The sequence below is a fragment of the Streptomyces sp. NPDC059828 genome, assembly GCF_042731955.1.
Classification (GTDB): Bacteria; Actinomycetota; Actinomycetes; order Streptomycetales; family Streptomycetaceae; genus Streptomyces.
The window spans coordinates 1,933-13,942 of record NZ_JBHWIW010000022.1 but is presented as its reverse complement, the minus strand read 5'-3'; the positions used below and the strand labels follow the sequence as shown (position 1 = coordinate 13,942).

Sequence of the window (12,010 nt, the reverse complement as noted above, 5' to 3'; positions counted from 1 at the left end):
CATGTATACGCGGTGTGTAGAGCCGCTATTCGGCCTGTCTTCTCCGCAGGTCAGGCTTGATTGTCACGATTCAGAACCGGCGCTCCACGAGCCTGCGGGGGCGCTTCAGGACGGCTCGGACTCCGGGCGGGACTTCGGTGGACGCCCCCGCGGGGGGATCGGCCGGACCCCGCCCGGCAGGCGCCCCGTCTCCGACAGTGCCCGCCGCAGCAGGAACTCGATCTGCGCGTTGGCGCTGCGCAGTTCGTCGGAGGCCCACCGGGCCAGCGCCTCGTAGACCACCGGGTCGAGCCGCAGCAGCACCTGCTTGCGCTCCGGCCTGCCGCGCGCGGGCTTCCCCCGTTCGGCTTCCGCGGGTCCGGGTCCGCCGCGTTCCGGCTGGTCGCGGTCCGACCTGCGATCGGTCACTGGTACAGGCTGCCCGTGTTGAGGACGGGCTGCGCGGCGCGGTCCCCGCACAGCACCACCATCAGATTCGACACCATGGCCGCCTTGCGCTCCTCGTCCAGCTGGACGAAGCCCTCCTCGCCGATCCGGGCCAGGGCCGCCTCCACCATGCCGACCGCGCCGTCCACGATCTGCCGGCGGGCCGCGACCACGGCCCCGGCCTGCTGGCGCTGGAGCATCGCGGAGGCGATCTCGGGGGCGTACGCGAGGTGCGTGAAGCGGGACTCGATGATCCGTACGCCCGCCGCCTCGACCCGCGCGCGCAGTTCGACCGCGAGCTTCTCGGTGATCTCCTCCGCGTTCCCGCGCAGCGAGAGGCCGTCCTCGTCGTGTGCGTCGTACGGGTACTCGATGGCGATATGCCGCACGGCCGCCTCGGTCTGGGTGGAGACGAACTCCAGGAAGTCGTCCACCTCGAACAGCGCCTGCGCGGTGTCCTCGACCTTCCAGACCACCACCGCGGCGAGCTCGATCGGATTGCCGTAGGCGTCGTTGACCTTGAGGACCGCGGTCTCGTGGTTGCGGACCCGGGTGGAGATCTTCTCCCGCGAGGTCAGCGGGTTCACCCAGCGAAGCCCGTCCGTGCGGATCGTGCCGCGGTAGCGCCCGAAGAGCTGCACCACCCGGGCCTCGCCGGGCGCCACCATGTTCAGCCCCGCCATGGCGAGGAAGGACGCGATGACGACAAGCACCCCGAGCGCGATGATCGCCGCCTTCGCGCCACCCCCGGCGGCCGTGGCGCCCGTGGCGATCAGCCCGACCCCTAGCGCCAGGCCGACGAGTCCGAGCAGCAGCGCGAGTCCGCCGCCGATGCTGTGCGCCGTGAACTCCCGTACCCGCGGCTCGGGCATCTCGGGTGCGTCCGTCGGCAGAGATGTGCTGGTCGCGGGCATGTCCGTCCCCCGTTTCCCCGGTCGCGAGGGCGCCCGGTGTCGCTATCAATGTGATTACACATTATCGGATGCAGCAACCCTGCGCACCAGTTGTGAGTCGGTTCCATTGAGGCGGGTGCTGATTCTCACGTCCGGAAAAGACCGGATGACGTGCTCTTTGTCATGAGGAGCGGTGCTAGCTTTCTGAGCTGATTTTCCAGACGACCTTGACGACGAAGAAGAGCGGAGCAACGGGGCCATGGGCCGAGCGGATGCGCGACGAGCCCGGCAGCGCGGGGCGCGCCGGAGCACGAAGAAGGCGGGCATACGCCGCTTCTTCACCTGGAGGAAGGTCCTCGGGACGTTCCTCGGTCTCTGCCTCGCCGTGATGGGGGCGTTCTTCGTCATCTACTGGCTGGTCCCGGTGCCCAACCCGAACGAGCAGGCCTATCTCCAGAGCAACGTCTACAAGTACAGCGACGGCAAGATCCTCGCCCGTACGGGCAAGGTCAACCGCGAGATCATCCCCTTGAACAAGCTCACCAAGGAGGTGCAGCACACCTTCGTCGCCGCCGAGAACAAGACCTTCTACGACGACTCAGGCGTCGACCTGAAGGGCACCGCCCGAGGCGTGTTCAACACCGTCACCGGCAAGGGCAAGCAGGGTGGTTCGACCATCACCCAGCAGTACGTCAAGAACTACTACCTCAACCAGGACCAGACGGTCACCCGCAAGCTCAAGGAACTGGTGATCGCCCTCAAGGTGGACCAGGAGAGCGGCAAGGACGAGATCCTCGCCGGGTACATCAACACCAGCTACTACGGTCGCAACGCCTACGGCATCCAGGCCGCCGCCCAGGCCTACTACCGGGTCGACGCCGAGAAGCTGAACGTCGCCCAGGCCGCGTATCTCGCCGCGCTGCTCCAGGCGCCCAGCCAGTACGACTGGGAGGTCGCCTCCCCGAGGTCCAAGAAGCTGGTGCAGGAACGCTGGAACTACGTGCTGAACAACATGGTCGAGATGGACTGGCTCGACGCTTCCCAGCGCGCCGGCCTGAAGTTCCCCGAACCCCAGAAGACCAAGGCCGCGCCCGGAATGGAAGGCCAGACCGGCTATCTCGTCGCGGCGGCCAAGGCCGAGCTGGAGAAGCGCTACGAGGTCACCCCGGAGCAGATCGAGGCCGGCGGCTGGACCATCACGCTCAACATCGACCGGAAGAAGCAGGAAGCCCTCAAGAAGGCCGTCCAGAAGGAGCTGGAGTCCAAGCTCGACCGCAAGGGCGACAAGCGCGACGCGACCGTGCAGGCCGGAGCGACCTCCGTCGACCCGAAGACCGGTCATGTCGTGGCGATGTACGGCGGAATCGGTGCCACCGAGCACTGGCTGTCCAACGCCACCCGGCGTGACTACCAGCCCGCGTCCACCTTCAAGCCCGTGGTGCTCGCCTCCGCGCTGGAGAACGGGGCCGAGACCCAGGACGGCGAGAAGATCACGCTGAAGACCCGCTACGACGGCACCAGCAAGCGGCCCGTCGAGGGCAGCGACGTCCCCTTCGCGCCCGAGAACGAGGACGACGAGGACTACGGCCGCATCACCGTCCAGAAAGCCACCAACGACTCGGTCAACTCGGTCTACGCCCAGATGATCGTGGACGTCACTCCGTCGAAGGCGAAGGACACCGCGCTCGCTCTGGGGATGCAGGACGGCGACGGCTGGCCCGAGCAGCCCGCGATGTCGCTCGGCACGATGGGCGCCTCCACCTGGGACATGGCCGGGGTCTACGCGAGCTTCGACAGCCATGGCAAGAAGGTCACGCCGTCGATCGTGAAGGCCGCGGCACACAAGGACTTGCCGGACGGGAAGGTCCAGATCCAGGACGGGGTCGGGGACCGGGTGCTGAGTCGTGAGGCCGCCGACAGCGTCACCAAGGTGATGACCGGCGTGGTCAGGAACGGCTCGGGCCGCAACGCCCAGGGCGACTACGCGGCCGCGGGCAAGACCGGTACCTCGGAGAACAACAAGTCGGCGTGGTTCGTGGGCTACACACCCGAACTGGTCACCGCGGTCGGACTCTTCGGCGAGAAGCCCGATGGCACCGGACAGGTCACGCTGACCGACACCGTCAACGAGGGCCGCGCCAACGGTGGTGGCGTACCGGCCCTGGTCTGGCAGCGGTACACGACCGACGCTCTCGGCGGTGGCTCCGACGAGCAGTTCGACCTTGACGTCCCCGACCTCGTCGTCGATGAGCCCGAGCCGTCCGGCTCGCCGAGCGACAAGGACGACAAGGAAAAGGACAAGGACAAAAAGAAGGACAAGGACAAGGACAAGGACGAGAAGCCCGACCGGGACCGTCCGAGCGACGACCCCGACAAGCCGGGTGACAACGCCGGTACGGACGACGGCGGGACCGACAACGGTGGTACGGACGACGGTGGCACCGACAACGGCGGCACCGACAACGGTGGCACCGACAACGGCGGCACCGATGACGGCGGGACCGACAACGGTGGTACGGACGACGGTGGCACCGACAACGGCGGCACCGACGACGGCGGGACCAGCGACGGGGTGACGACCGGTGCGTCCGGTGGCCGCAAGCCGCCGACGACGGGATAGCAGACGGTCAGGGCCGAGCACGCGAGCGGGGCCAGGCGCATCGGCGCCTGGCCCCGCTCACGTACTGCTGCCCGTCAGCCGCGTGTCGCCAGCTCGAACCACACCACCTTGCCGGTCGACAGCCGCGTCGCCCCCCACCGTCTGGCCAGCCGGTTCACCAGGAACAGCCCACGGCCGCCCTCGTCCGTGTCGCGCGCCCGCCGCTGCCGGGGCAACTGAGGCGAGTCGTCGCCCACTTCGCAGCGCAGCACATCCGTACGCAGCAGCCGCAGGGTCACCGGCCGCTCCGCATAGCGCACGGCATTGGTGACCACCTCGCTGACCAGCAGCTCCACGGAGTCGGACAGCTCCTCCAGATCCCACCGGGCCAGTGCCCTGCGGGCGAGCCTGCGGGCCCGGCCGGGAGCCTGCTCCTCCGGCTCCAGGTACCAGTAGGCGACATCGCTCGGCGCGATCCCGTCGAAGCGGGCCGCGAGCAGGGCGATGTCGTCGTCGCGGTCGCCGGGACCGAGCACGTCCAGTACGTCGTCGCAGAGCGCCTCGAGCGGCGGGGAGTGGTCCGGACCGGTGAGCTGGGCGGTCGCGGCCAGCCGCTCCCTGAGCTGTTCGATCCCGGTCCACACGTCCCGCAGCCGCGACTCGACCAGCCCGTCCGTGTAGAGCAGCAGCGTGGCTCCGGCAGGCGCGTCCAGCTCGACGGCCTCGAAGTCGACCCCGCCGACGCCGATCGGGGCTCCCGGAGGCACCCGAAGGACCTCGGCCCGGCCGCCGAGGTGCAGAAGTATCGGCGGCGGATGGCCCGCGTTCGCGATGGTGATCCGGTGCGAGACCGGGTCGTACACCGCGTACAGACAGGTCGCCATGCGGTCGGTGCCCAGCCGCTGGGCCTGCTCGTCCAGGTGGTGCAGCACCTCCTGCGGCGGCAGGTCGAGACCCGCGAGGGTCTGGGCCGTGGTGCGGAGCTGGCCCATGATCGCTGCCGAGGTCATCGAGTGGCCCATCACGTCCCCGACGACCAGCGCCACCCGGCTCCCCGGCAGCGGGATCGCGTCGTACCAGTCACCGCCGACCCGGGCGGTCTCGGCCGCCGGGAGATAACGGGACGCGAGGCGCACACCGGTGGGCTGGGGCAATCCCTCGGGGAGCATGGTGCGCTGGAGTTCGTCGGCGATGTACGCCTCACGGCCGTACAGCACCGCCTTGTCGATGCCGAGCGCGGTGTGGGTGGCCAGCTGGGCGGCCACCAGGAGGTCGTTCGGTTCGAAGGCCGGCCGGTCGGGCCTGCGCAGGAAGATCGCCGCGCCGGTGACCCGGCGCCTGCCGCGCAGCGGGGCGAGGATCGCGCGATGGCCGGTCGGCAGGGTCTTGCCGTCGCCGAGCAGCTCCGGCAGGGCGGCGCGGGCCGCCGCGGAGTCCCCGAAGACGGGCCGTACGCCCCGCAGCACCTCGGCGAGCGCCCCGCCGGCCTGCACCTCGCACAACTCGGCCGCGGGCAGATCCGCCTGCGGATTGAGCACCGGCACCTGGACGGCGTTGGTGGCCAGCGCGTTCTCGGTGTCCTCTTCTGTTAAACGCAGCCGGTCGGTGCGGCGCAGCCGCAGCACGAACGGCGAGACCGGCCGCTCGTCGCCGACCGGCAGCGGGTCGCGCAGATAGACCAGGATCGCGTCCGAGAACGTCGGCACGGTGGCCCGGCACAACCCGAGCACGATCTCGTCCAGGTCGATACCGCGCGCGATACGCCGGGTCGCGGCGCCCACGAAACGCAGCCGGTCCCCCTCGCGCCGGGCGACACCGGCCGGGTCCTGCGGCGGGCCCGATGCGCCTGACGGCCCCGGGGAGCCCGCCTTGCCGCTCGGTCCGCTCGGGCCCGGTGCGAGCGGGGCCGGGACGGAGGCCGCGGGCGGCGCCGTGGAGGGGCTCTGGGGCGCCGAGGCGGCCGGGTTCGTGGGGGTGGCCGGGTTCTGGGAGGCGGCCTGTACCGGCGACTGGGCGGGCACGCTCCCGCCCGACGGCGTGGCGGCGTGCGCCCCCGCCTCATGCCGTGGCCGGGTGCGCTCCTGAGGCCGGGCAGCGAAGGGCTGCCGGCCTTCATGGGAGGTGGGATGCTCCGTCACGCGTGGGATTCCGTCCGTCCGGGCCGGTGGTACGAGGGCAGGGCCGGTCTTCCGGATCGTGCCGGACACGTCAGGTAGCCGGACCGTGGCATCTCGGGTGCCGCTGTGGGTGTCCCCATGGCCCGGGGTGGCAACGTCCCAGGGCCTTCGCTATACCCCATACCCACTCCGGGCGGGGCCTCGACAAAATGGGGGAGATCCGGGCCCACATCAAGCACGGTCTGCTCCCCCTCGTGATGACTTGCGGTCAGTTCCAGTGCGGTGCTGAGTCGTTGCCGATTCGTCGTGCCGTCGTCGTTCCGGTTCGTTGTGCGATCGCTGTGCGATTCCCTGCAATGCGTGTGGCGATGTGACCTTGCGGAGGACGATCCTACGTTTGAACCCCGGGGGCGCATCAAGGGTCTCACGACGTCGTCATGCCGACCTGTACTCCGGAGTGTGATTCCAGTCGGCGGGCAGCTCGGGAACTGCCCACCCCGGATCGGGCCGCCAGTCCTCCCAGCCGTCCGAGAACGGCGGACCCCATGAACGGATCACCTCGACGGCCGACTGCCCGGCCGCCCGCACCCGCAGTGCCTGCCGGGCGTCCATCAGCCCGGCCTGCTGCGCCTGCGCGAACTCGTCCTCGTCGAGCCAGTGCCAGCTCCGGTCCGGGCGCACCGCGATATCGAGGAAGTGGTCCTCCGAGTCGACCCCGCCGGCCCACCGGGTGCGCGGCTCCTCGAGGTTCACGTACCAGTTCTTGAACCGCCAGTCGCTGTCCCAGAACAGCCAGACCGACCAGGGCTCGTGCGGCCTGGCCAGCTTCAGCACCCCCATACCGGACCAGCGCGCCCGGGCCGTGGTGCGGGGCGCGGTGTAGCGGGTGGCGAGCGGCTCCTGGTGCACCGGACTGCCGTCGCTGAGCACAGGCCGTACGCACTCGGTGTCCGGCGCCATCCACACGGCCAGCAGCTCGTCGGTGTGCTCGACCACGGTCACGGGGCGGCAGATGTGGACGTCGCCGGAGGAATTGCCGCGGTAGCGCCAGAGGATGTGGTCCCCGGGCGCCCAGTGCGGGAAGTCTGCCGTACCTGTCATGCGCAGATCTTAGGGGTACGGTGCGGGGCGCGCTGCGGTGCAGGTCACGGGCCTTCACGTCAGGGATGCGTCATCCGCAGCACGTCCAGCGCCTCGTCCAGCTGCTCCAGTGTCAGATCTCCGCGCTCCACGTACCCGGACTCCAGCACCACCTGACGGATCGTCTTCCGCTCGGCGAGGGACTTCTTGGCGACCTTCGCAGCCTCCTCGTAGCCGATGTACTTGTTCAGCGGAGTGACGACGGACGGCGAGGACTCGGCGTACTCCCGGGCTCGTTCCTCGTCGGCGGTGATGCCGTCGACGGTGCGGTCGGCCAGCAGCCTGGTGGAGTTCGCCAGCAGCCGTACGGACTCCAGTACGTTCCTGGCGATCACCGGCAGCATCACGTTCAGCTCGAAGTTCCCCGCCGCTCCCGCGATGGCGACGGTCGCGTCATTGCCCATCACCTGGGCCGCCACCATCAGCACCGCCTCGGGGACCACCGGATTGACCTTGCCCGGCATGATCGAGGAGCCCGGCTGGAGGTCGGGCAGCGCGATCTCGGCGAGTCCGGTGCGGGGACCGCTCGCCATCCAGCGCAGATCGTTGGCGATCTTGGTGAGGGAGACGGCGATGGTACGGAGCTGTCCCGAGGTCTCCACCAGGCCGTCCCGGGCGCCCTGGGCCTCGAAGTGGTCACGGGCCTCGGTCAGCGGCAGCCCGGTCGACCGCGCGACCTCGGCGATGACGGCCGCGGAGAAGCCGACGGGGGTGTTGATCCCGGTTCCCACCGCCGTACCGCCGAGTGGCAGCTCGGCCAGCCGGGGCAGCGAGGCCCGCAGGCGCTCGGCACCGTAGCGGATCTGGGCGGCGTAGCCCCCGAACTCCTGACCGAGGGTGACGGGCGTCGCGTCCATCAGATGGGTGCGCCCGGACTTGACGACCCCCGAGAACGCGGCGGCCTTGCGCTCCAGCGACGTGGCGAGGTGTTCCAGAGCCGGGATGAGGTCCCGGGTCACCGCGGCTGTGGCGGCGATGTGGATGGAGGAGGGAAAGACGTCGTTGGACGACTGCGAGGCATTGACGTGGTCATTCGGGTGAACGGGGCGTCCGAGGCGCTCACCGGCCAGCGTGGCCAGGACCTCGTTGGTGTTCATGTTGGAGGAGGTGCCCGAGCCCGTCTGGAAGACATCGACCGGGAAGTGCTCGTCCCAGCGCCCCTCGGCGACCTCCGCCGCCGCGTCCTGGATGGCCTCGGCGATGTCCTTGTCGAGCACCCCGAGCTCCGCGTTGACCTTGGCCGCGGCGGCCTTGATACGGGCGAGGGCCTCGATATGGGCCCGCTCGAGACGCTGCCCCGAGACCGGGAAGTTCTCCACCGCCCGCTGGGTCTGCGCCCGCCACTTCGCGTGCGCGGGGACCTTCACCTCGCCCATGGAGTCGTGCTCGATCCGGTAGCCCTGGTCGTCCGGGGCGTCGCCTGCGGTCTTGCGGGTGTCAGACATCTCCAAACCTCCTGAAAGGCTGAGCACTTGCCGGGACCGGGTGTATTCCCCGTTTCCCGGCAAGTGCTCAGCCGGAACTCAGAAGTCCGGAGCTCAGGGCCCGGCCCGTCGCCGGAGCTCAGCCCAGACCGGGGCCCCGCACCGGAATGCTGGTGAAGGTCGGCGCGGGTGCCGGGTTCTGGAAGAAGTCGTTGCCCTTGTCATCCACCACGATGAACGCGGGGAAGTCCTCGACCTCGATCTTCCAGACGGCCTCCATGCCGAGCTCCTCGTACTCGACGACCTCGACCTTCTTGATGCAGTCCTGGGCGAGCCGGGCCGCCGGGCCGCCGATCGAACCCAGGTAGAAGCCGCCGTGCGCCGCGCACGCGTCCGTGACCTGCTTGCTGCGGTTGCCCTTGGCCAGCATGACCTTGGAGCCGCCCGCCGCCTGGAACTGCTCGACATACGAGTCCATGCGGCCCGCGGTCGTCGGGCCGAAGGAGCCGGACGCGTAACCCTCGGGGGTCTTGGCCGGGCCCGCGTAGTAGACCGGGTGGTCCTTGAGGTACTGCGGCATCTCCTCGCCCGCGTCCAGTCGCTCCTTGATCTTGGCGTGCGCGATGTCGCGCGCCACGACCAGCGGGCCGGTCAGCGAGAGCCGGGTCTTGACCGGGTACTTCGCCAGCTCGGCGAGGATCTCGTCCATCGGCTGGTTCAGGTCGACCCTGACCACGTCTCCGGACTCGGCGGAGTCGCTGAGGTGCTCGTCCGTGGTCTCCGGAAGGAAGCGCGCCGGGTCCGTCTCCAGCTGCTCCAGGAAGACGCCTTCGGCGGTGATCTTCGCGAGGGCCTGGCGGTCCGCGGAGCAGGACACGGCGATCGCCACCGGGCAGGAGGCCCCGTGCCGCGGCAGGCGCACCACGCGCACGTCGTGGCAGAAGTACTTGCCGCCGAACTGCGCGCCGATGCCGATCTTCTGCGTCAGTTCGAAGACCTTCTCCTCCAGCTCCTTGTCACGGAAACCGTGGCCCAGCACCGAGCCCTCGTCCGGCAGCTCGTCCAGGTAGTGCGCGGAGGCGTACTTCGCGGTCTTCAGGGCGAACTCGGCCGACGTACCGCCGACCACGATCGCGAGGTGGTACGGCGGGCACGCGGCGGTGCCCAGTGAGCGGATCTTCTCCTCCAGGAACTTCATCATGGAGGTCTCGTTCAGGACCGCCTTGGTCTCCTGGTAGAGGAAGGACTTGTTGGCCGAGCCGCCGCCCTTGGCCATGAAGAGGAACTTGTAGGCGCCGCCGTCGGTCGCGTACAGCTCGATCTGCGCGGGCAGGTTCGAGCCGGTGTTCTTCTCCTCCCACATCGTCAGCGGGGCCATCTGGGAGTAACGCAGATTGAGCCGGGTGTACGCGTCGAAGATGCCGCGCGACAGGGCCTCCTCGTCGCCCCCCTGCGTCAGCACGTTCTGTCCGCGCTTGCCCATGACGATCGCCGTGCCGGTGTCCTGGCACATGGGGAGTACGCCCGCAGCCGCGATGTTCGCGTTCTTCAGCAGGTCCAGCGCGACGAACTTGTCGTTGGACGAGGCCTCGGGGTCGTCGATGATCTTGCGAAGCTGGGCGAGGTGCGCCGGGCGCAGATAGTGCTGGATGTCGTGGACGGCCTCTTCGGCCAGCTTGCGCAGCGCTTCCGGCTCGACCTTGAGGAACGTACGCCCGTCCGCCTCGAAGGTGGAGACTCCCTCGGCAGTCACCAGGCGGTAGGGCGTGGCGTCCTCTCCCAGCGGGAGCAGATCGGAGTACTGGAACTCAGGGCTGGGCATGACGGCCATTCCTCACTCGGCAGACTGCGGCGCGGCCTCCGTTGGCGCGCGCGCCCACAAGCGTAAGACGCCCGTCGTCGCCCGGGCTTGTGAGGTAAGGCTCAGTTGGCGGGTCCGGTGACGGAGGTGCCCGTCAGCGGGATCGCCCGGACAGGGCCTAGTCGCGATCTATCGCGTTTCGCTAGGCTGACCACGTGGACCTCGAGAAGCGTGCATCAGCGGACTCCGGCCCGGTTCAGCCCCGGCCGCCCGTCGCTCCGGCCGGTACCGCGGACGCCGGAGCCATCCGTGCCTCCGACGCCGACCGCGACCGGATCGCGGACATCCTCCGCGAGGCGCTGGCCGAGGGGCGGCTCGACCCGGAGGAGCACGCCGAGCGGATCGACGCGGTCTACCGCGCCAAGACCGTCGGTGCACTCGAACCGATCGTGCGGGACCTGCCGTCGGCGCGGACCCGACCCGAGCCGACGGCGTACGACTCCGGCCCCGACGCGCCCGCCGGCCCGGTCGACAACCTGGTCGCGGTGTTCTCCAGCTCCACCCGCAAGGGCCGCTGGCGCGTGGGTGCGCGGACCAACGCCTTCGCGCTCTTCGGCAATGTCGAGATCGATCTGACCGAGGCCATGTTCGGGCAGCGGCTCACGGTCATCAACGCGACATCGATCTTCGGCAATGTCGAGGTGCGTGTCCCGGAGAACATCTCGCTGCGCGGCGGCGGCACCGGCATCCTCGGCAATTTCGAGGTGGTCACGCTGGAGGGCGCCGATCCGCAGGCCCCCGTGGTCGTGATCAACGGCTACTCCGTGTTCGGCAACGTGGAGGCGAAGCCGAAGCGCGGCAAGCGCGTGGCCGATCTCCACGACAGGCTCCGCGGGCACCTGGGGCACTGACGGCACGCACCGGCTTGGGGCGGTTGCCGGTGTCCCGGTGGGCGGTGGTGGTTGCCGGTGTCCCGGTGGGCGGTGGTGGTGGCCGGTGTCCCGGCGGGCCGGGGTACGGAGGGCCCGTGGGCGCGGCACACGGATCTCGGCGCCACTCAGTGCATAGGCGCGCGTACAGCGGGTAGGCCTTGCTGCATCGTCTCCCGCTCGATCGCTTGACGTTCGCTCGATCCCTCGCGAAGCCGTCAGCCCAGCCGTCGTCAGTCGTCAGGAGTAGACCGTGCTGCAACTGCCGCATCAGCCCATGCAGGTAGCCGCCGTTCCGCCCCAGCGCACCTCTGCTCGGGAAGATCAGGACGCGCCCTGGCATACGGCGGCGGTGTGCCGCCGGGACGAAGCCGGGCTGTTCTTCGCCCCCTCCAAGGAACCGACCGCCGCGCGGCTCTCCCGCGAGGAGGCCGCCAAGCGCGTCTGCGCCCGCTGCCCGGTCATGGTGGAGTGCCGCGAACACGCGCTGCTCCAGCCCGAGCCGTACGGGGTGTGGGGCGGACTCACCGCGGCCGAGCGCCGTGTGGTGCTGGCCCGTCGCAGGCGGCGCGAGACAGAGCTGAAGAAGCCGGCCTCCTCGGTGGCCTGACCCGGCTGGTCGCTGACGCCTGACGTGCCGTGCGTGCGGAAGGGGCGTCTCCCACCACGTCTGTGCGTGGT

The 12,010-nt window shown here is 69.7% G+C and carries 9 protein-coding genes; 3 read left to right on the top strand and 6 right to left on the bottom strand.

Annotation, left to right across the window (positions count from 1 at the left end; genetic code table 11):
- Positions 1-105: 105 nt before the first annotated feature.
- Positions 106-459, bottom strand: a complete 354-nt coding sequence (locus ACFV6V_RS15585) for a hypothetical protein (protein ID WP_385564578.1) — start codon at positions 457-459, stop codon at positions 106-108.
- On the bottom strand, positions 405-1,340 hold the full coding sequence (locus ACFV6V_RS15580) for an SPFH domain-containing protein (RefSeq protein WP_385564575.1): 936 nt from the start codon (positions 1,338-1,340) through the stop codon (positions 405-407). The genes ACFV6V_RS15585 and ACFV6V_RS15580 overlap by 55 nt, the downstream gene beginning before the upstream one ends.
- Before the next feature lie 238 nt (positions 1,341-1,578).
- Between ACFV6V_RS15580 and ACFV6V_RS15575 the strand changes: the two genes are divergently transcribed.
- The gene (locus ACFV6V_RS15575; protein ID WP_385564572.1) at positions 1,579-3,939 is read left to right on the top strand and encodes a transglycosylase domain-containing protein; all 2,361 of its coding nucleotides are present in this window, start codon (positions 1,579-1,581) and stop codon (positions 3,937-3,939) included.
- 74 nt (positions 3,940-4,013) lie between these two features.
- Here the strand turns inward: ACFV6V_RS15575 and ACFV6V_RS15570 are convergent, their stop codons facing one another.
- From ACFV6V_RS15570 to ACFV6V_RS15555, 4 genes are all read right to left on the bottom strand, one after another.
- Positions 4,014-6,056 carry a SpoIIE family protein phosphatase gene (locus tag ACFV6V_RS15570; RefSeq protein WP_385564569.1) on the bottom strand — a complete coding sequence of 681 codons (2,043 nt, stop codon included), beginning with the start codon at positions 6,054-6,056 and terminating at the stop codon, positions 4,014-4,016.
- Positions 6,057-6,470: 414 nt separating this feature from the next.
- On the bottom strand, positions 6,471-7,136 hold the full coding sequence (locus tag ACFV6V_RS15565) for a DUF402 domain-containing protein (protein WP_385564566.1): 666 nt from the start codon (positions 7,134-7,136) through the stop codon (positions 6,471-6,473).
- Positions 7,137-7,195: 59 nt separating this feature from the next.
- Positions 7,196-8,620: a class II fumarate hydratase gene (locus ACFV6V_RS15560; RefSeq protein WP_385564563.1), complete on the bottom strand. Its 1,425-nt coding sequence runs from the start codon at positions 8,618-8,620 to the stop codon at positions 7,196-7,198.
- Between the two features lie 118 nt (positions 8,621-8,738).
- The gene (locus ACFV6V_RS15555) at positions 8,739-10,421 is read right to left on the bottom strand and encodes a fumarate hydratase (RefSeq protein ID WP_385564561.1); all 1,683 of its coding nucleotides are present in this window, start codon (positions 10,419-10,421) and stop codon (positions 8,739-8,741) included.
- A gap of 194 nt (positions 10,422-10,615) precedes the next feature.
- Between ACFV6V_RS15555 and ACFV6V_RS15550 the strand changes: the two genes are divergently transcribed.
- Together ACFV6V_RS15550 and ACFV6V_RS15545 are read left to right on the top strand one after the other, a co-directional pair.
- A complete protein-coding gene (locus ACFV6V_RS15550; RefSeq protein ID WP_385564558.1) occupies positions 10,616-11,311 on the top strand; it encodes a DUF1707 domain-containing protein in 696 nt (231 codons plus the stop codon).
- Positions 11,312-11,582: 271 nt separating this feature from the next.
- Positions 11,583-11,939 carry a WhiB family transcriptional regulator gene (locus ACFV6V_RS15545; protein ID WP_361280455.1) on the top strand — a complete coding sequence of 119 codons (357 nt, stop codon included), beginning with the start codon at positions 11,583-11,585 and terminating at the stop codon, positions 11,937-11,939.
- Positions 11,940-12,010: the final 71 nt, after the last annotated feature.

Excerpts from the sequence above, each read along its gene's own strand:
- ACFV6V_RS15580 (WP_385564575.1), bottom strand. The coding sequence starts at position 1,340 with ATGCCCGCGACCAGCACATCTCTGCCGACGGACGCACCCGAGATGCCC.
- ACFV6V_RS15575 (WP_385564572.1), top strand. The coding sequence starts at position 1,579 with ATGGGCCGAGCGGATGCGCGACGAGCCCGGCAGCGCGGGGCGCGCCGG.
- ACFV6V_RS15565 (WP_385564566.1), bottom strand. The coding sequence starts at position 7,136 with ATGACAGGTACGGCAGACTTCCCGCACTGGGCGCCCGGGGACCACATC.
- ACFV6V_RS15560 (WP_385564563.1), bottom strand. The coding sequence starts at position 8,620 with ATGTCTGACACCCGCAAGACCGCAGGCGACGCCCCGGACGACCAGGGC.
- ACFV6V_RS15555 (WP_385564561.1), bottom strand. The coding sequence starts at position 10,421 with ATGCCCAGCCCTGAGTTCCAGTACTCCGATCTGCTCCCGCTGGGAGAG.